Below are 19451 nucleotides of genomic sequence, written 5' to 3' on the forward strand. Positions count from 1 at the left end.
CGCGGCTTGGCTGGAGAATATGCTCCAGAATGGAAAACGGATGCGCGGGCGAAGCGAGCCGGGAAATTGCCTGCGACCGGATTAGCGCCCAGTCCAGGTTCAGCGACCCCAACCCGGACCTGCTAAACGTCGCCGAGTCACGGGCACAAGACCGTCTGATCGTTTTTGCTTCGGGAAGCCTGCAACCATTGCCGGGACTCATCCGGCCTCCGCTGGACCTGCGGTGCCCAAGGCCGCGGTCAACTCGTGGCGTGATTCCGGGTGCTGCCAGGTGGAGACAGGGCATGGAAGGCAGCCAATTCGGTTCCGCGCTTTGCCAAGGCTGGAGTCCTGGAAGGTCAAAGCAGGAGCGCGGTGCCCTCGGTGTTGGCGCGAGTACTCGGCGTGGTGTCCGGCGAATTGAACACGCCTGATGGAAGTACTTGCCAATGGGCGGGCTGCACCTAGGCAATGCAAGAATTGATGGAGCACACTGCACCTCGACGGAAATTTTGAGAACGGAACAGGCCCAAGTGAGCTTCGCTGACTACGATCCACGAATCATTGCGCTCTACGATACGGATAATCCCGACGGACCGGATCATGACTATTACCGTGCCTTAGCGGCTGAAACCAAAGCGCACCGGATTCTGGATCTCGGCTCCGGCACCGGCCTTTTGACGGTTACGCTTGCCATTGCGCAAAGAACTGTCGTTGGAGTTGACCCCTCACCGGTAATGATGGACTACGCCAGACAACGGCCCAACGCTGAGCGAGTCACATGGATTGACGGCGACGCTTCGGCAATCGACGGCGGGCCCTTTGACCTGATGGTGATGACCGGCAACGTAGCCCAGCACATCCCGGATCCGCAGTGGGCGCAAACCCTGAAACAACTCCGCGCTGCCGCGGCGACCGGGGCCGTGCTGGCCTTTGAAAGCAGGAACCCGTCGACTCGCGCCTGGGAGCAATGGAATGACGAAGAAACCGCAACCCGGGACACGCAATTCGGTCCGCTGACCGAGTGGAGCGATGCGGAAGAAACCAGTGCGGGACTCGTGCGCTTGACATCCTATGCCAAGATTGAGCACTCGCAGGAAGTACTGGTCGAAAAGCTGGACCTGGCTTTCCGCAGCGCCGAGCAGATCAGTGCAGATCTAGTTGCCGCAGGGTTCAAAGTTCGCGCAATTTGGGGTGACTGGCAGAAGAACCGCTTCAACGGAGAGCAACCCCTGATGATCTTCGAAGCGGAAGCGATCAGGGGAGTGGCCGGGGAGACTGCTCATGGATAGGCAACCTTCCAAGTTGCCGGTTACCGTGCTTTCCATCGAGCATTCAGCGTGCCTGCAACGGCTGATGGAAAGCAACCCGGGATATTCGCAATGTGTCACCGGTGCCGGGCCTGCATCCGATGCCGCAATTCAGGCATTGAGCGCCCTGCCGCCGAAGGCGCAATCCGAGCAGAAAATTGATCTTGGCCTATGGGAAGGCGAAGAACTGGCCGGATTCGCGGATCTGATCGTCGGCTGGCCCAGACCAGATACGGTCCACATCGGATTGCTCATGGTCGATGGTGCCAGGCACGGACGGGGCCTGGGGAAGCAGATCCATGAAGCGGTGCTCGATGTGATCCAGGATCATCCGTTGATCACCGCCTGCCGGATTTCGATAGTCGATGCCAATGCTGCTGAAGTTGAACCGTTCTGGAAGAGCCTTGGTTATGCGCCGACCGGAGAAATCAGCACCTACGCGGTGGGGGACAAGCAGTCATGGGCGCGCACGTGGTCGCGCCCGATCACCAGCATGAGGAAGGAGAACCTTGATGAGTAGGTCCCCGGACAACATTTTGCTGCACCTTCCAGCAGAGCAGGAGCAGCAAGTGCAGGAGGTCTTTGCCCAGTTGGAGATGCGCGGCTTCCCCGCGCAACACCAGACTCCGCATATCACCATTACCTTTTCGCCCAGCATGAGCGAGGTCGTGACGCAGCGGGCGGCAGAATTACTGCCTGCGCTCATCCCCGCGAGCTTCCAACGGGTGGGCACTATTGTCTTTGGCACGAAGCGCAAGCAGACGGTTGCGTGGCTGCTGGAAACCACGGATGCCTTGGAAATGGCAGCCCGGGAAATCAGCGCGCTGAATCCCGATGGGCGGGGACCGCGGTGGACCCCGCACCTGACCATGGGGTTGCGGCTGCCACGCGAAATTGTTCCCGACTATATCCGGGCACTTGAAGAGCTGGCCTCAACGCAGCTCAGGGAACTGATTGCCTGCCGGGCAGCCTTGTGGAAGCCGCGAATTCCCGAACTGACGCTCCTGGCCGGAGCAATGCAGCAGGAAAACCGCGACTAGCTGGCCGATGCAGCTTGCTCTTTGGCAGAAGCGCGCATGATGCGCAGATAGCCGAACCCGACAAATAAATGCAGCACCGTACCGGCAGTCAAAATGGCTACGCCCGGTGTTGCCAGCACCGAAAAATCGGGGATCCTGCCACACGCCACGCAGGCCAGCCCCAGCATCATGATGGCGGTGCGGATCTTTCCCAGCCACGTGGAAGCTGGCGGGGAGCCCAGGCGCAAGAAGAAATAGGTGCACAGCAGGATCAGGTCGGTGATGAAAATGGCCAGGCCAACCCATAAGGGGATCGCCCCATTGGCCACCAGGGCGATCGCGATAGCCACGATGCCCAAACGATCAGCTATGGGATCCAGCAGGACGCCCAGATGCGAAACCTGATTGAACTTGCGGGCAATAAACCCGTCAACCCAGTCGCTCAGGCCGAAGGCGAGAAGCAGAACCGCTGTCAGTGCCGGTTCGGTATCGGCCAGCAAATAGCCGACGATGGGAACCACCAGGAGAAAGCGAATAATCGTGATGGCGTTCGGAATCGTCGCCCACTCATGTTTGCGTACCGCGCGCGTTTCCACTGCTTTCCCCTTTCCCTTAGTTGAACGATGACGCACTGCGTCGCAATATACAAGGGTGCGGGGCATCTGGCCTGCAAATATGATCCGTCCAGCGTACCGGTGCAGGGAGATTGTTAACGAACTGCGGGGCCGTCCCGAAGGACGACCCCCGCAGCCAAAGCTAAAGGGCAGGGTGCAGAATTAGCCCTGCTCAAGGAGCTGGAAGCTTACGCCACCCTGCTCATCCACCGCCGCGTCGAGTACTTTGCCCTCCAAAGCGTCGGCAATCGCTTCATCCACGTAGACTGGGCTGCCTTCGGAAGCCACGACGCCGTCGGTGCTTTCGGGAGCGGGGACAATCTGCAGGCCGAAAGCGGCATCTTCCGGGTGGGTGCTGTCTGCCTGCATGATGCGCAGACCAGCGGTTTCTTCCTCGGCCTGGTTGGTGACGATCGCGGTCACGATCGATGCTGCTTGGTCGGTCAGTGCGAGCACGAGGCTCTCCTTCCGGTTGAGGACATACCAAGTTCAGGGCATGTGGGTGCCACGATTCCAAAAAACGCAACGAATCTCAACACCGCTTAACAGCTGCGCAACATGCTTGGACTTGAACCCCGCCAGCCCGATAGGGTCCGCCCCAACACATAGACTGGCGTTGCCCTGCAAAGGAGAAATAATGCGCGATGCTCAGGCAGCCCGCGGCAGGAGTACCGCTGGGCACGGAATACGCTTGGCTGATTTTCAACCGCAGGACTTGCCTGCAATCCATGCCTTTGCCGCTGACCCAGTGGTGTGCCAGTACTCGACATGGGGACCCAACCAACTGGCCGACACCCGGGAATTTCTCGCCGATGCACTGCTCGAGCAACCGCATAGGGTCCTGCAGGCGGTCATGCTCGGTGATGTTCTCATCGGTTCGGCTTCGGTGTGGGTCACCGACCGGAAAGCCAAGGCAGGGGAGATCGGCTACACCCTGAATCGAGAATACTGGGGAAACGGATACGCCACCGAAACTGCTGGACTCCTGCTCCGTCGGGGATTCGAGGATCTTGGTTTGGAACGGATCAGTGCAACCTGCGATGCGAGAAACGCAGCTTCCATCCGAGTCCTTGAAAAGACCGGATTCAAGCCGGAAGGACGCCGGGTTGAAGATCCAGACAGCGACGCCGCACGGGCTGAAACCCTGATCTTCAATATTGGCCGAACCTAGCCCTGGGCAGTCTCCTTGCAGGTATATTGGCAGCAACAGCGACGAGGAGGGACCAGATGAGACTCCATCACGTTCAGTTGCCGATGCCACGCGGCCAGGAAGCTGAAGCCCGCCGGTTCTACGGTGAAGCCCTGGGGCTAATCGAAGTCCCCAAGCCGCCTTCCCTTGCCGGCAGGGGAGGTTGCTGGTTCCGCGCTTTCAAAGCAGATGCCGTTGTGGCGGAAATCCATCTGGGCATAGACGATCCATTCATTCCAGCCAAGAAAGCGCATCCTGGAATGGTCTGCGACTCGGTAGAGGAGTGGGAAACCCTCGCTGGCCGTATCGATTCCATGGGCTATGAACTGTCTTGGGCAGAGCGCGAAACCTTTGAAGGATATCTGCGGTTCCATGCCCGCGACGGGTTCGGGAATCGTCTGGAAATCATGACCCCATCTAGCTAGCGCAAGTACTATCCGGTCAGGAGCCATCGTGGAACAATCCAGCTTTGCAGCAACCAGGGACCATCCCGTGCCAGACGACGTTGCGCGGTTGCTTGCCACCGTTCCTGAATGGTTTGGCCAACCTGAATCAAACGCAGAGTACATCCAGTCCGCGCGGACCAAGGAAACCTGGACCGTTCGCAATGCCCAAGGCGCAGTGCTCGGTGTGCTCTTGGCAGAACGGCACTACCACCACTCCGTTGAGATCCATCTGATGGTGGTCGACCGTGGATACCACGGCGGTGGAATCGGTTCGGCTTTGTGCGCAGCCATTGAAGCCGAGGCGCTCGCCGGGGGAGTCCAGCTCTTGCAGGTCAAGACCCTGGGTCCTTCGCACCCGGATGCCGGCTACGCGAAAACTCGGCGATTCTATGAAAAGCAGGGCTTCCTTCCCCTGGAGGAAACTAGCCTCTGGGGAGCTGGGACGCCCTGCTTGACCATGGTTAAACCGCTACCTGGCAAGTAGCAATAGGATTGAAATGATGCCTGGTTCCAGCGCTCATGCCGAATCCTGGGAGTTCATCTTCCAGTTGTTTCCATCGTGGACTCCGAGCCGTAGACTGGGTGGATTCCGTCACGACTCTAGGAGATATCCTTGACTGAAATTTCAGCTCTCGCCCAGAACCTCGCCAAGCAGCACGCCTCAGGTGAACTGCTGGTCATGCCAACCGTGTGGGATGCCTTCAGCGCCAACATCGCGGCATCCGCTGGCTTCGCCTCGCTGACTGTCGGAAGCCACCCCGTCGCCGATGCCTTGGGCAGTGAAGATGGCGAGAAGATGGACTTCGCAGACTATCTGGCCGCGGTTCAGCGAATCACCAGCAGTGTCGATGTGCCGGTCAGCGCTGACGTTGAATCCGGCTACGGCCTGGATCCGAAGGAACTCTTCGAACGCGTTGCGGCAGCGGGCGCTGTCGGCGTGAATATCGAAGATGTTCTCCACAGTGAAGGCGGCCGTGTCCGTGAACGCCATGAGCATGCGGACTACATTAACGGCGTCCGCCAAGCAGCAGATGCAGCAGGCATCGAATTCGTGATCAACGGACGCACCGATGCAGTGAAGCTGGCCGATAAGTTCGCAGACCCGCTGGGCGAGGCAATCGAGCGCATCAAGCTGATGGAGCAGGCTGGTGCGCGTAGCGTGTATCCGGTGGCCCTGGCCAATGCCGATCAGGTTGCTCAGGTCGTGCAAGCAGTCAGCATTCCGGTGAACGTGACGGCCCACCCAGTCAACGCGCACCCGGCCGGTGACCTCGCAGCCTTGCGTGAGCTAGGGGTTCGTCGCGTGAGCTTCGGACCGCTGTGGCAAATGTGGTTGGCGGAGATGTCCGGCAAGCAGCTCGGAGCTTGGCTCTAGGCCTTCCCCGGATCAGGCAGTGCGCGCCAGGCGGGCGACGGCCGCACGCTGGTTGCAACGAGGAACGGCAACCCGGGCACAGTCCGGCACCTCACAGGACATTTGTGTTCTGTGAATAGTTGGAAAATCTGCCGCCAGGGCATTTCGCCTTGGCGGCAGGCTCCGGCAATGCCGGGACTGGCCCGCACCAAACGGGTGTCAAGGGCCCCTGGCTTTCTGCAGCCGAATTAGTTGCTGATGCCGTAGGCCTTGCTGATGCTCTGGTTGCTTTGAAGTGTTTCGAGCATGAACGCGGCAAGATCATCACGCGTGATGCTTCCACCCAGCCGGCCTGGTTCACCAACTTGCAGTGCGGTCCACTTGCCGAGGGCAGGCTTGCTGCCCAATCCGGTGGGGCGCACAATGCTCCAATCCAAGCCAGAATCTTCCACTAGCTTTTCCTGCTCGGTGTGGTCGGCCAAAGGCTGGGCCAATAGCATTTTGGAGATGAGACCGATGACGCCGGGAAGTTGCGAACCGGAGTTTCCGGCGCCCAGGGAAGACTGGATCAGCAGGCGTTGGGGACCGTTCGCCTGCATCGCGTGGACAACACTGCGTGTCACGCTGGTGCGGGCATTTTTCTTTCCCTTGCTGCCACCCACGGTGATAGCTACGGCGTCGGCGCCGGCAATCGCCTGCACCGCGAATTCAGGATCAGAGGCATCGCCGTTGAGCTGATTTATTTGCCCATGCGCGGTGCGGGAACCGCTTCGCGAGACGACGGTAACTTCATGGGATGCCTGGCGAGCGAGTTCAGCCAGCGCAGCGCCGGTTCCGCTGTTGCCACCGATAATAACGAGTTTCATGAGTTCTTTCCTTGAAGCGTGATGGCATCAGGTGCCCTGCACTATTCTCCCGCAATGCGGTTGAGAGTTTTCATCAGTTTCTTGAAGGTGCGCTGGCCAGTCTCCGACAGGCGCACGAGGGTGATGCCGTAGCGGTCTTTGCGTTCCTTTGACAGGTGGATTAGTTCACGATTTTCCAGATCCTTGAGGATCTTTGAAAGGTCGGCGGTGGGCAGCCCCGTGGCTGCTTGGAGTCCAGCGAAATCCGCCTGTTCGACTTGGCTCAGATGCGCCAGCGTAACGAATCTTTTGGGCGCCAGAAGCAAGGGATCAAGTTCTTGGTAATTCATGGAGCTCAGCGCCGAATTAACAGGAAGAGGAAGTAGCCAAGCCACAGCACCGGTGCGAGGCCTGCCAGCAGCAGCGCTTCAGGCCAAGGTGCGGTTTCATGATGGACGATGCTTCGCCAAATAGGCAGGAGCAACCAAGTGGCAAAAAGGACCAGGATCGTGCGGGCACCGGGATAACGCGGTTCATTGATGCGGCGCTGCCGCGCAGCGAACCAGTGATTCGCTGACAAAAAGGAAATAATTGCTGGCGCTATGGAGATCCAACCGTATCCGGACAGTGCCAGTAGTCCTGCCGCCAATGATGCGGCAACAACCAAGATCGCTATCGCGTGATCGACGGCCTTGAGTTCGCGGCGGGGGCGGTGGGGGACCGAGCCCAGCAGTTGCTGCGCCTTGCCGGGCGATAGCGGGGTGGATGAACTGGAATCTTGGCTCATGCCTCAATCTTTGCAACTAGTTGCAATATTTGCAAGTAGTATTTTGTTTCAATTCCGTATCTGTTCATGCTTTTTATGATCGGACGGTTGAGGAACTGCTATTCTCGGACGGAGCCAGCTAAACCACCCACGGCACCGAGGCACGTCAACATGAATGCTTTTTCTGCTCGATCTGAAACAGCCATGGATCACCGTCGGAGTGCATTCGCGTGGCGACCTGAAGCCGATACGCTCATTGCCTTGGTCACGTTGCTGGCGTTTTCCCTGTGCTACTACGCGGGGACCGCGATTGATAGCCTTTTTCTCTGGCTCGGCATTTTGGTCTTCGGAACCTTTGTCCCTCTCTGGACGGTGCTGCACCGGCGCCGAGAGACTCTTGCAGGGGTGGGGATCACGAGAAAACTCCTGCTGGCATCCCTCGCTATTTCCCTGGTGCTGGGTGCCGGGTCCGCCTACCAGCTGGTCACCTTGGCCAACGCCAGTGGCGCCGATATCGCAAGCCATCTGGCGGCGAACTTCTTGGTCTTGTGGGAACCGTTCTTTGTCTTTGGATGGTTGTATCTGCGGTGGGAACGCGCTTTCGGATGGTTGCCAGCTATTGCGCTGACTGGCCTCGGCTTCATGGTTCAGCACCTCGGTTCGGTTCCGGTGGCAGCTGCAGCAGGATTCGGTGTTTTCGCGATCTTGTTCGCGATTGCCTTTGCCATGATGCGCAACCTCGCGGTGTTGTGGCCGCTGTTCTACCCAGTAGCCAGTGGAATCGGGACCTTGCAGGCTGGGTATTCGATGGGATGGGGCGATGCCGGCATCTCGGCTATCGTACTGGTGCTCCAGCTGGTGATCTTCTGGTGGATCGCCAAGAGGGCCAAAAGCCTGCCTGCAGCCTAGCCCAAGGCGCCAGCGGCATAGGCAGCCTGCCCGACATGGACCGAGGCGTCGTCGATGATCGATACCAAGCGCACCCCACGGGTAACCGCCGGGTCCCAGCTTCGATCAATGATTTCGTCGAGTTCGTCCTCGCGCAGTCTTGAGGCGTAGCCGCCGAGCGCGGAAAAGCACGCCTCCAAATAGTCCAGGAGCAGCTGCTGGTCGTTGACGATGATCGAGCGAGCCTGCTCGGCGCTGTGCCCGAAGCCCATCGAATCGCCGAGCTCGCCCAAATTGAAGCGGTCCCGGAACTGCTCCCAGAGTTCAGGCTGACCGCTCAGCGCCGAGAGCTGGATATCTGCTTCGCGCCCTGAATGCCAGAGAAGCCATGCAATGGAGTTGGGGTGGTTGCCCGGGTGCGCGTTGAGCTGTTCATTGCCCAGCTGCGGAAGCGCGCGTGCCGCGTCAATGGTCCGCTGGGCCAAGTCGGACAGGAGCTCGGAGACTTTCATGATTCCTCGTTCTTCCCGCGATGCCAGTCGCAGGATTCGTTATCGGCAATGAATTCGGCGGCGAGATAGGTGGCAACGGCGGAAGTATTGTCGCTGGCAGTGCATACCAAGGCGCTGGATGCTCCCATGGATCGCAGTTCTGCAGCGGCCGCCAGGCTGATCGCCGTGCCGTACCCCTGGCCGCGGGATGCCGGATGCACCGCGATGGGCTCCAGCAGCCCTGGCCGTCCGGGACCAGCAGACCAGACCGCTGCGACAGCCAGCGGGTTCATGTCGCTGTCATAGGCGGTCAGGCATTGCCCCTGGGCATAGATGGGAGTACTGGCCATGGTATGCCAGCGCTGCACCGCACGCGCCAAGTCTTCTGCTGAGAAATCGGCGCCGCGAAAGGCATTGAGGTGGACTTCCATCCATTGGCTGGCTTGGGCGGAATCGACCCGCCGAAAGGTAAGCTCCGGCAGATGCACCGGAGTGTCCAGCGAACGGCGCAAGGGAGTCCATGCTTCGCCCGGAACCCACCCGTTGGCCTGCAGGACCTGGCCCAAGGCCGTCGCGCCGCGGGCTTCGATGCTGGCGGATGAGGAAGGGAAGATCCGCTGTTGCGGCGAGAGGAGGTCGGTGTGGATCTGCTCGGCCAGCGGCTGGATGCCGACGTAGTCCGGATGCAGGGCCATTCGCATGAGATCCGGGCCATCGAGCAGGCCAATGGCATAAATCGATTCGCGATCCGCCCAGACCCGCAGGCTTTGCGCAGTGATTTCCAGACCCCGCATTGCGTACCAGCCCACATCCCCGGGATGCAGCTGCAGGGGCAGGCCATCGCGTTGCCAGCTGGCGAGCTCATCGACGAGGTCGGCAACCTGCGCCGCGGCGGGGGTAAGCATTCTAAGGCCCATTGGCCCATTCAAGCACTGGGCCTGCCATGGGACAAGGGTTCGCGGCAGGCAGCGGGCCAGCAGCATCCGCCGGATGCTGCTGGCCCGCTGCCTATGGGCGTGCAAGTTGCATCGGACTACAGGTTGGCGGTGGCCTTCCACGCAGAATGCACGGCACCGTGGATGTAGTTGACCGCACTGGCATCGCCGATGACATCGACGCTGAATCCGGCACCGCGCAGCTGATCGGCTACCGGCGCGGCACTGGTGGTGCCATCGGCGTAGATGACCATGTCGGCCGGGGCGCTGAACTGCTCTTCGCCTTCGGTCCATTCCACGGTCTTCTCGGTGATGCGGGTGACCGAGACATTGCGGTGGATCTTGACGCCATGCGCGAGATTCTCCTTGACGGCGGTCCAGCGGCGCGGCATGGCCAGCGGCAAGCCCAGCTGCTGGCTCTCATGGACCAGAGTGACGTTGCGGCCGCGCTCGGCCAGGAACTCGGCCAGTTCCAGTCCCACCAGCGAGCCGCCGATGACTACAACGTCCTTGCCCATCGGCAGCCAGAACTTGGTGAACTGGCGGACGAATTCCGGGGACTTGGTCAAGCCCGAGAGTCGTCCGAGCTTGCCCATGGTGCTCAGCACCAGTCCGGCTTCCTCGGCTGTAGCGGTACCCAGCATCATGGCGCGCAGGGTGTCGCCGGTCTGCACGTTGGGCAGGTCGCCGCCTGGCATGTCCGGCTTCGGGCGCACGGCGCCGGTAGCGACAATGACGTGGTCGGGGTTCAGCCCGCGGATGGTTTCCGCGGTGGCTGGGGTATTGAGCTTCACCGCAACCCGCAGGCGCTTGAGCTCGGATTTCAACCAGCGCAGCAGGCGCTCGTTATCCGGGGTGGTCATGGTGGAGAACCACATGGTTCCGCCCAAGCGGTCGGCCTTGTCGACGATGGTCACCCGGTGCCCGCGCTCGGTGAGCACGCGTGCGCTCTCCATGCCCGCAGGGCCCGCGCCAACGACAACCACATGCTTCGAGGCGCTTGCCGGCTTCAACGGCAGCAGCTTCTCGTTACCCAGTGCCGGGTTCACTGCGCAGAACGGGGTGTCATCGAAGAAGTTCTCCGCCACGCACAGGTAGCAATTGATGCATGGGCGCACCTGGTCAAGCTTTCCGTCGCGCAGCTTGTTGGGAAGCTCCGGGTCGGCCAGCAGCTGGCGTCCCATGGCAGCGAAGTCCACCTTGTTCTGGGCGATCGCCTTCTCGGAAATGTCCGGGAGCATGCGGCCCACGGCGATCACCGGAATGGAAACATGCTTCTTGATCTCTGCGGCATTCTCCAGGTAGGCCCCGACCTTGTTCGGCAGCGGCCCGTCGGTGAAGTTGTCGAAGGGGTTGCGTCCCCAACCGGTCACGTGGATGCCGTCAGCGCCTGCGGCTTCGAACATCTTGGACGCCTCGATGGATTCGGCAAGGCTCAACGCGCCTTCCTGGCCGTATTCCTCTCCGGCTACGCGCACCAGGATCGCCAAGGAATCTCCCACACGTTCCTTGACGGCGGCGATGACCTGGCAGGCCAGGCGGGCACGGTTCTCCAGCGAGCCGCCGTACTGGTCGGTGCGCAGATTATCGCGCTGGTTCAAGAAGACGCCAAGGATGTATCCGTGCGCCGCGTGGATCTCGATGGCGTCTGCTCCGCCCTTGGCTACGCGTTCTGCCGCGTCGGCCCATGCGGCGATCAGCCAGTCGATGTCCTCTTGGGCCATCTCGTGGTAGCTGGCTTGCTTGCCCTTGGTGGCAGCACCCATCTTCGCGAGTTCCTCGGGGGTGCAGTCGGCCAGCGCGCTCATGGAGTAGCTGTAGTCCGGCTTGTTCGGCGCCATGACTGGACGTCCGTTGGCGGTGTCTACGCGCGCTACCTTGCCATGGTGGGTGGACTGGATGCACAGCTTGGAGCCTGCAGCGTGGATGGCGTCGGCCAGTGCCTTGATGCCCGGGATGTATTTGTCCTCTGACAGTCCCGGTTCTTTCATCGAGGCCGCTCCGTAAGGGAAGGCGATAGCGCATGCGCCGGTGATGACAAGTCCGGCTCCGCCGGCGGCACGCGCGACATAGTGGTCGATTTCCGACTGCTCGATTTCACCGCCTTCGGAAACGTTCATGTCCATAGCGGGAAGGACAATGCGGTTGGCGGTGCTCATAGGCCCGATCCGGCCTTCTGACATCAGGTGGGGAAAATCCGTGTTGCTCATGGCAACATAATACCGGCGGAAAATGCTCCAATTTCCGCCAGGAGAATCTTGGAATTGGAATTAATGGCACTAAGATAAACAACTTGCTCAAATTCAAGCATGTCATCATGGTGTTAGAAATTAGCATTGCAACTAATTCTTATGGAAATCCTGCGAAAAGAATTCTTGTTTCCATTGCCTAAGTCAACGATAATCAATTTCCATATGTGGATATTATTGGCCGGTTCAACGAATGCGCGAAGTGACCGGAATCACCCCAGCGGTAAGCTGGAAGCATGTACTGGGAAAATATCGTCTTCGATGCCGAAAGCCCGAAACAGCAAGGGGAATTCTGGGAGGTCCTGCTCAAGTGCCAGATGCTGACCGATAACGCCGACGGCTATGAAACCCGGCTGCAGCTGGCGGGACCGAGATACCTGGATTTGTGCTTCCCCGCTGTCCGGAACCCGGACCGTGCTCAACAGCGCGTGCACCTGATCCTCGGATCCGGCACCCATTTCAGCGAACGCCTTGGCGATCGGCACCGGCATGCCATGGAGTCCAGGCTCGATGCCGCAGGCAACGAATTTCTGCTCCGTGCCCACGACCAGGACGCAAGCGGCTTGGTGCTTGAAGCCCTGCAACTGGCCTGCGTTGACCCGGCCGGAGATGCAGAATTCTGGAAGCAGCTGCTGGGATGGGACATCGTTGCGCGGTCTCCAGTGGTTCTGGCTCATCCATCAGGCGCGGGCCCGCGGCTGGTCCTTGTCCGGGAAGCTTCACCCAAGACTGCGGGGAAGAATGCGATCCATCTGGACCTGCGTCTCGAACAGGCCGAGAGCATGGAGGACGCGTTGGGAATCATCTGCGCATTGGGCGGCAAGGAACTGGACCGTCCGTGGGGTACGCTGCCATGGCGGGTATTCCAGGACCGCTCGGGCAATGAATTCTGCGTCCTGGCCCCGTCGGCTTCCAACCGGTGACGGATCCGGCAACGCTCCGAGGCCGCTAAACGCAATTATCGGCACTACCCAAGGAAGAAAGTGCAACCACACCTGGGCAATGAGCACACCGTTGCGGTGATCCCGGGGCAGTCACGCCGCGGGATCGCGGCTCTGGCGCTCCTGCTCGCAACTGCCACCCATTTGCTGGCACAACTGTTCTGGCCTTCGGGGCTGCTGGCGGACGCCACGCAGATCCTGCTGATGCCGCTGTTGGCAGGAACGGTTCTCGCCCTCACCACCTCGCCGCGTGGCACACTGATCCGGCTGGTGCTCATAGCCCTTTTCTTCTCCTGGGTCGGTGACACCTTGCCCCGGTTCATGGACGGCGATTCTGCATTCCTGGCCATGGTTAGCGCATTCCTGGTTGCGCAGTTCTTCTACATCGCCGCTCTGGCAAGATACTGGAAATCTTCGATACTGCGCCATTGGAGGATGCCGCTTCCTTATCTTGCCGCATTTGCCCTGCTGCTGGTCCTCTGCTCACCCGGTGCGGGAGTGCTGCTCGCCCCGGTGATCATCTATGGCTCGGCATTGATGATGATGGCCATCCTCAGTACCGGGCTGGGTCCGATCGCAGGCTTCGGCGGCGCAATATTCTTCCTCTCCGATTCCTTGATCGCGCTGCGCTCATTTGCGGATATCGATGTCCCCGGAATGGGATTCTGGATTATGCTCACCTACGTAGCTGGCCAATGGATGATCAGCTACGCTGCGAGCCAGCGCGAGGCACAGGAGAAGATCACGGTGAAATGCGAGTAGCCCCAAAGAGCAGGATCCCGTTGTTCATGGTGCATGGCAACGGGGTAGACCACCGTATCCTCAAGCCGCTGGAAGCAGAGCTGGCCAACGCGCAGATCTTCGACTTGCACTACGTCGACTTGCCCGGCTTCGGAACCTGTCCACCGCTAGGGAACCCCGGGGGACTGCCAGAACTTGCAAACTGGTTGGAGGAACTGATCAGGCAAACCGCGGGAGAGGGGCCGTTCGCACTGCTGGGCAACTCTCTTGGCGCCTTGCTCTGCCAGGAGATGGCCGACAGGTTTCCCGGCCAGGCCCAAGGACTATTCCTCCTGGCCCCAGTGGTCTTTCCCGATGCCTCGCGGCGCACTGTGCCCGAAGCGCAGGTAGTCGTAGAGGATCCCGGGCTGCTGGCCCGGATAGATCCCCGCCAAGCACAGCAATTCTCCGATATTGCCGTGGTGCAATCGCAGCAGGCGTGGCAGAGCTTCGCGCAGTGGGTGCTGCCCGGGCTGGACTGCGCGAACTTGCGCTCCATGGCCAAGCTATCCAAGCGCTACTTCCTGGATCCTCTGCCCGTGGAGCGTAAACGCCAGCTGGATATTCCGGTAACCATCCTGTGCGGGAAACAAGACCACATCACCGGATACCGGGATCCCGAGCAGCTATCGCGCCGGTACCCCTCGATGAGGATCCGCGTGCTTGATTCTGCAGGGCATAACGTGCACCTTGAGCAGCCCGAGCAGGCCGCGGCCGAATTGCGGGACTGGGCCCACCGCACGGGCCGCATGAACGAGCCGGCTTGAGCCGGGGAAAAACCGCATGCTGGTGTGCCGCAACGATCCATGAAAACTTGAGGAATCGCTGGCACCCGGCTACATTTCGAATCAGCAAGTACGGATTCGCTTGAGCATGAAGGAATATGGCATGGAAGAGACTCTCCTGCTGCGCGAGCTGTCGAGCGTGGATGAAGTGCCTGACCTGCTCGACATTTGGCGCAGTTCGGTGGAACGCCGGGGAGACTTCCTCTCGGCTGCTGATATTGATGCGGTGGCCGTCGCCCTGGAAGCTGTCTATAGCCAATCGGTCTCAGTCAGGATTGCCCAGCATGGTCGACGCATTGTTGGCTTTGCGGCATGGAGCAGTACACGCATCGAACTGCTCTGGGTGAGGCACACTGATCGCCAGAAGGGTGTGGGCCGCATCCTGCTGGATGAAATCATCGCCAGCATTCCCGGGATCAGCGTTCATCTCGATTGCCAGCGCCAGCCTGCCATTGCGTTCTTTGGCGACTGCGGATTCGTGCCTGTGCCCGGGGAATCTGCATCGTCGCCGCAACGAGTCGTATTGCGCCACGTGTAGTCTTCAGCCTGGATCGTGGCACGATAGTTTCATGAGTGAAAATAGCCGTGAGATCCGTGAAGTCAGCATCGAACGCGTCGAGGCACGCAAGTACAGGGCCACTAGCCTCGAATCGGGAGCCAGCCTAGAATTCGGCCAGGGCGAAGGATTGCTAACCCCGGTGGAGTTGCTGCTTGCTGCCATCGCAGGATGTTCCGCAATTGATGTTGATGTGGCGACCACCAGGAGAAGCGAGCCTGAGAAATTCGAAGTCAAAGCGGGCGGCTACAAGGTCTCTGAGAACTCGGCGAGCCGGATGGAGGACATCCATCTTGGTTTCGATTTGAAGTTCCCCGATACCGAGGAAGGCCGCAAGGCAGCCAGCATGGTGGAGCGCATCGTCAAGCTTTCGCATGACAAATACTGCACCGTCTCCCGCACCGTTGAACTGGGCGCTTCCGTGCGGAGCGAAGTCATCAACTAGGTAGCGGGACTTCCGGCAATTCCCGGATGAATAAAGGTCAATGGCTGAATCCGCAATAGCTTCCATGGCAATTCACGGGTTTGGACGCAACCGCGAACTTTCTAACATTGCGTGGATCAGTTGTCGGCAAGGTCTTATTGTTCGGAATTCGTTGAATACATCGGGATATAGTCAGCTTTTCGCAATTCGAGCTGTGAAAGTCCAATGATTCAAGCTGGGAGCATGGGTCTTTGCCCTAGTCAGCGGAGAACCTTCATCGTAGGGTCGGACTGTCCCTACGTTGAAGGAGCAGCAATGCAGTCTGAGAACGTTTTAGGCAATATCGACTGGGCGTCGATGCTACAAAAGGTTGGCATCGCGCTAATCATCCTCATCATTACGTGGCTAGTTGCACGCATAATTCGTTGGGCTGCCGCCAAACTGGTGAACAGGGTGAAGTTCCTGCAAAAGCAGGGCAATGACGGAGAACAAATAGGCCAATCCCTGGGCAAGGTCGCGGGGTTGATTGTCTGGCTCTTCGGCCTCGTGGCAATCCTGCAGGTCTTCGCTCTATCCGAAGTGCTATCGCCGGTGCAGGGCATGCTCGGCGGCGTCATGGCCTTCATCCCCAACCTCATCGGTGCGGGCTTCATCTTCTTCATTGGCTACGTCATCGCGAATATCGTTCGCCAGCTGCTGAGGACCGGTTTGGGAACTGTCGATTTTAGCGGACTGGTCCGCAAGGTCACCCCAGGCAACGAACCAGTAGATGAAGTTCAGTCTCGCGAATCCCAAGCGAAGATCGTTGACATCATTGCCAACATCGTCTTCGCCTTGATCCTGCTAGTCGTCGCAATATCAGCCCTGCAGGTTCTGGGCATCGCGGCAATTTCGGTACCTGCCCAGCAGATGCTGCAGCTGGTCTTCACCGCAATCCCGCAGGTCATCATGGCCTTGGCGCTCTTGGCCGTGGGTATCCTGATTGCCAAGTTCGTCGGGCAGCTACTTGAATCCACCCTCCACGGCGTGGGTACCGACACTGTTGTTGCCCAGTGGGGCGTAGTTCCCGAGGGCAAGAGCGCTTCGGGAATCATCGCTGGCATCGTCAAGATTGCTATCGTGCTGTTCTTCGGTGTGATGGCGGCCCAGATGCTGAACTTCCCAGCGATCACCAATATCCTCAATGAGATCCTGGCCTTGGGCGGCAAGATCCTCTTCGGCGCAGCAATTATCGCCGCAGGTTTCGTCATCGCCAATGTGATTGGCCGCTTCTTGGGTGACACTACTGCTTCGAAGATCATCCGCTACACGGCAATTGCGCTGTTCGTGGCGATGGGCCTGAAGTACATGGGTATCGCCGATTCGATCATCAACATGGCCTTCGGCGCAATCGTCATTGGCGCAGCATTGGCAGCGGCTCTGGCCTTTGGCCTCGGCGGTCGTGATGCTGCGGCCCGCACGCTGAAAAAGATGGAGGCCCAACAGGCCACCAATGGCCCGGACTCGACGCCACCGGCATCGAACCCAGGCATCTAACCACGCATCACAAAACCTGAGGGACAGATAAGAAGTCGCGGAATCCAAAACCGGATTCCGCGACTTTTTTGATGCCCGCCAAGCTACTGCTGCGTGCCCCACGGCAAGGGCATGACCGCAGAGCCGCCATCGGTACGCAACCGCGCGTAGGTGTGCACATCGATGCGTTCTCCGGCAACCAGGAATTTGCCCCGCTCGACACCTTCGTGCAGGAAGCCGTTGCTTTCTGCCACATGCTTCGACCCGGGATTATTTGCCCGCAAGCCCAGCTCCAAGCGGTACAGTCCCAGCTCGTCGAACAGGTAATCCACCAAGGTTGCCACGGCGCGGGTGGCCAGCGACCGGCCCCAGTAATTCTGGTTCATCCAATACCAAATCCACGCGTTCTGATTGGCCGGGTCGACCGTACCGCACACCAGTCCCACCAGCCGATCCCGATATGCGACGGCCATCGCCTGCTGGCGTTCCCCGGCCTCCAGCAGTGCGCGCACATACGACTCAGCCTTTTGCGGGGAATCGGCGTCGCCTTGGCGCAACATGTCGGGGTTCGAGGAGAATGCCTCGAAGACCGCTTCGGCATCCGAAAGGCGCAGCCGGCGCACCGTGAATTCACCGTCGGCATGCACGGTTTCCTTCGGTCCTGCAGATGGCTGCGGATGAGCGGCGGCCGTGCCCTGGTGGAAGAGCAGCTGCCAGCGGCCCTGCTCATGGATCCACAGTGAACTGCGTTCGCTGGGGGAACCGGCGAGCAGCTTCCAGCGCAGCAGCACCAGCTGGTCTGAAAGCTGGAGAGCCACCGGGCTTTCGACTTTCAACGCCCCGGCATCCCGTGCCGGCTCCCGGGCCAGCTGGGCAATGATGGCCTCGCGATCATAGACTCGCCCGCTGGCTCCCACCTCGGCGAACCGAGGATGCAAGCGCCGCTGCAATTGCTCCTGGCTATGGCGTTGGCTGGATTCCAAGAGTTCTTGCTCCAACGAGATGATGGTGCTGGATAGCGCAGAACCTTGGGGAAGCACGATAGGGAAGTCATGGAATGCCATGTCAGCAAGTACATCACAGAAGATGACGGAACTGCGTTCAATGAAGTTCGACTTTATGAGCTGCATCATGCTTATAATCGCTGTAATCCGCGGGAGCCTGAATCGACCAGGCTGAGAGGGCACCGAGCCGACCGCTACACCTGATGCGGGTCATGCCGCCGTAGGAAGGAAGCGTGCCCTTGTGCATGTCAACATTGTTGGCGCCGGGATAATCGGCCTGGCCGTCGCGTTCGAGCTGGAATCACGCGCACACACCGTCACCCTCATCGATCCGGCACCCGGCCAAGGTGCAAGCTACGCGGCAGCAGGAATGCTGGCCCCGGCAGCTGAAACGGTCTGGGGCAATGGCCCGTTGCACCAGCTGCTTGCCGCCTCGAATGCCGCCTATCCGCAGTTCATCGAGCGCATCGCATCGGCCACCGGGCAACGCCCGGACTACTTGCAGAACTCCACGCTCGTTGTCGCCGCAGAGCCTGCGGACCGCGAAGCCCTGCACGAGCTGGCCGAACTGCAGATATCCCTCGGCCTGTCAGCGCAAAAGCTGCTGCCCAGCCAAGCCCGCAAGCTCGAACCAGCCTTGGCCGCCAATATTTCTGGCGCGGTCCTGTGCCAAGATGACCACCAGGTCGACCCTCGATCCATCGTCAAGATCCTGTTGGAGCATCTGCGTCCGCACCTGGTCGAGGAACGGGCGCAGGCACTGGTGACCGACGGGAAGCGGACCACCGCTGTGCGGACCGCATCGGGCCGAATCCTCGAAGCGGAGCAGACCATCGTGGCCACCGGTCTTGGCACCCTCGATGGCTTGAACGAACTTCCGCTGCGCCCGGTCTACGGGGACATCCTCCGGATCCAGGGACCAGCAGGCCCGCCGCTCATCACCCGCACCATCCGCGGCATCGTGCACCGGAAACAGGTGTATCTGGTGCCGAGAAGGGACGGTAGCCTCGTCCTTGGCGCCAGCGTCCGTGAAGACCGGCAACAAGCGGTGAACATTGGCGCGATGCACCTGCTGTTGGACAACGCGAGAAAGCTTGTCCCCGGCATCAGCGACTGCACGCTGAACGAAGCAACGGCCCGGGCACGTCCCGCCACGCCAGATGACCGGCCGCTGCTGGGACGCCTTGATCCAGGGCTGCTGCTCTGCACCGGGTACTCCCGGCACGGCGTGCTGCTGGCTCCGCTGGGCGCAACGCTCACTGCGGATCTCGCCCACGGCCACCAATCCCACCCCTTGCACCAGGCTGTGGATCCCCACCGCTTTGCCAACGCAACCTAGACCGCTCACCGAACGGAGCAGC

General features: G+C 60.2%; 24 protein-coding genes and 1 riboswitch. Of the genes, 15 read left to right on the top strand and 9 right to left on the bottom strand.

The window, feature by feature from the left end:
• The first annotated feature begins 512 nt into the window (after positions 1-512).
• The 3 genes from ACIOTL_RS06120 to ACIOTL_RS06130 are packed head-to-tail and all read left to right on the top strand — an operon-like array spanning position 513 to position 2329.
• Positions 513-1271, top strand: coding sequence for a class I SAM-dependent methyltransferase (locus ACIOTL_RS06120; protein ID WP_400342125.1), 759 nt, complete (start codon positions 513-515; stop codon positions 1269-1271).
• Complete coding sequence (locus tag ACIOTL_RS06125) at positions 1264-1809, top strand: GNAT family N-acetyltransferase (protein ID WP_400342127.1); 546 nt, start codon at positions 1264-1266, stop codon at positions 1807-1809. Before ACIOTL_RS06120 ends, ACIOTL_RS06125 begins: the two co-directional genes overlap by 8 nt.
• Positions 1802-2329, top strand: a complete 528-nt coding sequence (locus ACIOTL_RS06130; RefSeq protein ID WP_400342129.1) for a 2'-5' RNA ligase family protein — start codon at positions 1802-1804, stop codon at positions 2327-2329. Before ACIOTL_RS06125 ends, ACIOTL_RS06130 begins: the two co-directional genes overlap by 8 nt.
• On the opposite strand, the gene ACIOTL_RS06135 is transcribed toward ACIOTL_RS06130, so the two are convergent.
• A complete protein-coding gene (locus ACIOTL_RS06135; RefSeq protein WP_166650721.1) occupies positions 2326-2904 on the bottom strand; it encodes a CDP-alcohol phosphatidyltransferase family protein in 579 nt (192 codons plus the stop codon). The two genes, ACIOTL_RS06130 and ACIOTL_RS06135, sit on opposite strands and share 4 nt — an antisense overlap.
• Positions 2905-3084: 180 nt before the next feature.
• Entirely contained in the window at positions 3085-3378 is a 294-nt protein-coding gene (locus ACIOTL_RS06140) for a Fe-S cluster assembly protein HesB (RefSeq protein ID WP_105657563.1), read from the bottom strand.
• 235 nt (positions 3379-3613) lie between these two features.
• On the opposite strand from ACIOTL_RS06140, the gene ACIOTL_RS06145 reads away from it, so the two are divergent.
• From ACIOTL_RS06145 to ACIOTL_RS06160, 4 genes are all read left to right on the top strand, one after another.
• Positions 3614-4093, top strand: coding sequence for a GNAT family N-acetyltransferase (locus ACIOTL_RS06145; protein ID WP_332489188.1), 480 nt, complete (start codon positions 3614-3616; stop codon positions 4091-4093).
• Between the two features lie 56 nt (positions 4094-4149).
• A complete protein-coding gene (locus ACIOTL_RS06150) occupies positions 4150-4536 on the top strand; it encodes a VOC family protein (protein WP_332498454.1) in 387 nt (128 codons plus the stop codon).
• A 28-nt stretch (positions 4537-4564) separates the two neighbouring features.
• Entirely contained in the window at positions 4565-5041 is a 477-nt protein-coding gene (locus tag ACIOTL_RS06155; protein ID WP_105657560.1) for a GNAT family N-acetyltransferase, read from the top strand.
• Positions 5042-5170: 129 nt separating this feature from the next.
• Positions 5171-5932 (top strand): isocitrate lyase/phosphoenolpyruvate mutase family protein, encoded by a 762-nt coding sequence (locus ACIOTL_RS06160; protein WP_332595390.1) that lies wholly within the window; start codon positions 5171-5173, stop codon positions 5930-5932.
• A 227-nt stretch (positions 5933-6159) separates the two neighbouring features.
• Here ACIOTL_RS06160 and ACIOTL_RS06165 read toward each other — a convergent pair whose 3' ends face one another.
• Genes ACIOTL_RS06165 through ACIOTL_RS06175 form a run of 3 tightly spaced genes read right to left on the bottom strand, consistent with a single transcriptional unit; the run spans position 6160 to position 7543 of the window.
• On the bottom strand, positions 6160-6777 hold the full coding sequence (locus ACIOTL_RS06165; protein ID WP_400342132.1) for an NAD(P)-dependent oxidoreductase: 618 nt from the start codon (positions 6775-6777) through the stop codon (positions 6160-6162).
• Positions 6778-6818: 41 nt separating this feature from the next.
• Positions 6819-7106: a transcriptional regulator gene (locus ACIOTL_RS06170; protein ID WP_400342134.1), complete on the bottom strand. Its 288-nt coding sequence runs from the start codon at positions 7104-7106 to the stop codon at positions 6819-6821.
• A gap of 5 nt (positions 7107-7111) precedes the next feature.
• On the bottom strand, positions 7112-7543 hold the full coding sequence (locus tag ACIOTL_RS06175) for a hypothetical protein (RefSeq protein ID WP_400342136.1): 432 nt from the start codon (positions 7541-7543) through the stop codon (positions 7112-7114).
• Positions 7544-7726: 183 nt separating this feature from the next.
• On the opposite strand from ACIOTL_RS06175, the gene ACIOTL_RS06180 reads away from it, so the two are divergent.
• Positions 7727-8431, top strand: coding sequence for a hypothetical protein (locus ACIOTL_RS06180; RefSeq protein WP_400342137.1), 705 nt, complete (start codon positions 7727-7729; stop codon positions 8429-8431).
• On the opposite strand, the gene ACIOTL_RS06185 is transcribed toward ACIOTL_RS06180, so the two are convergent.
• From ACIOTL_RS06185 to ACIOTL_RS06195, 3 genes are all read right to left on the bottom strand, one after another.
• Positions 8428-8922 carry a DinB family protein gene (locus ACIOTL_RS06185; RefSeq protein ID WP_105661530.1) on the bottom strand — a complete coding sequence of 165 codons (495 nt, stop codon included), beginning with the start codon at positions 8920-8922 and terminating at the stop codon, positions 8428-8430. The genes ACIOTL_RS06180 and ACIOTL_RS06185 overlap by 4 nt on opposite strands.
• On the bottom strand, positions 8919-9806 hold the full coding sequence (locus ACIOTL_RS06190; protein ID WP_400342140.1) for a GNAT family N-acetyltransferase: 888 nt from the start codon (positions 9804-9806) through the stop codon (positions 8919-8921). The genes ACIOTL_RS06185 and ACIOTL_RS06190 overlap by 4 nt, the downstream gene beginning before the upstream one ends.
• A 128-nt stretch (positions 9807-9934) precedes the next feature.
• A complete protein-coding gene (locus ACIOTL_RS06195) occupies positions 9935-12046 on the bottom strand; it encodes an NAD(P)/FAD-dependent oxidoreductase (RefSeq protein WP_332488599.1) in 2112 nt (703 codons plus the stop codon).
• Between the two features lie 275 nt (positions 12047-12321).
• Between ACIOTL_RS06195 and ACIOTL_RS06200 the strand changes: the two genes are divergently transcribed.
• The 6 genes from ACIOTL_RS06200 to ACIOTL_RS06225 all read left to right on the top strand — a co-directional run bounded on the left by ACIOTL_RS06200 (position 12322) and on the right by ACIOTL_RS06225 (position 17107).
• Entirely contained in the window at positions 12322-13008 is a 687-nt protein-coding gene (locus tag ACIOTL_RS06200; RefSeq protein WP_400342142.1) for a VOC family protein, read from the top strand.
• Positions 13009-13068: 60 nt separating this feature from the next.
• Positions 13069-13788 (top strand): lysoplasmalogenase, encoded by a 720-nt coding sequence (locus ACIOTL_RS06205; RefSeq protein WP_400342145.1) that lies wholly within the window; start codon positions 13069-13071, stop codon positions 13786-13788.
• The gene (locus ACIOTL_RS06210; RefSeq protein ID WP_166650723.1) at positions 13779-14573 is read left to right on the top strand and encodes an alpha/beta fold hydrolase; all 795 of its coding nucleotides are present in this window, start codon (positions 13779-13781) and stop codon (positions 14571-14573) included. The genes ACIOTL_RS06205 and ACIOTL_RS06210 overlap by 10 nt, the downstream gene beginning before the upstream one ends.
• A 121-nt stretch (positions 14574-14694) precedes the next feature.
• Positions 14695-15129 carry a GNAT family N-acetyltransferase gene (locus ACIOTL_RS06215; protein ID WP_166650724.1) on the top strand — a complete coding sequence of 145 codons (435 nt, stop codon included), beginning with the start codon at positions 14695-14697 and terminating at the stop codon, positions 15127-15129.
• A 31-nt stretch (positions 15130-15160) separates the two neighbouring features.
• Positions 15161-15592 (top strand): OsmC family protein, encoded by a 432-nt coding sequence (locus ACIOTL_RS06220; protein ID WP_105657548.1) that lies wholly within the window; start codon positions 15161-15163, stop codon positions 15590-15592.
• 294 nt (positions 15593-15886) lie between these two features.
• Positions 15887-17107, top strand: a complete 1221-nt coding sequence (locus tag ACIOTL_RS06225; protein ID WP_133833686.1) for a mechanosensitive ion channel — start codon at positions 15887-15889, stop codon at positions 17105-17107.
• Positions 17108-17190: 83 nt separating this feature from the next.
• Here ACIOTL_RS06225 and ACIOTL_RS06230 read toward each other — a convergent pair whose 3' ends face one another.
• Positions 17191-18219, bottom strand: coding sequence for a GNAT family N-acetyltransferase (locus ACIOTL_RS06230; RefSeq protein ID WP_400342148.1), 1029 nt, complete (start codon positions 18217-18219; stop codon positions 17191-17193).
• 10 nt (positions 18220-18229) lie between these two features.
• Positions 18230-18334: riboswitch (TPP riboswitch) on the top strand.
• Between ACIOTL_RS06230 and thiO the strand changes: the two genes are divergently transcribed.
• Positions 18332-19429 carry a glycine oxidase ThiO gene (gene thiO, locus ACIOTL_RS06235; protein ID WP_400342149.1) on the top strand — a complete coding sequence of 366 codons (1098 nt, stop codon included), beginning with the start codon at positions 18332-18334 and terminating at the stop codon, positions 19427-19429. Its footprint overlaps the riboswitch before it by 3 nt.
• Positions 19430-19451: the final 22 nt, after the last annotated feature.

The organism is Glutamicibacter sp. NPDC087673, assembly GCF_044743255.1.
Classification (GTDB): domain Bacteria; phylum Actinomycetota; class Actinomycetes; order Actinomycetales; family Micrococcaceae; genus Glutamicibacter.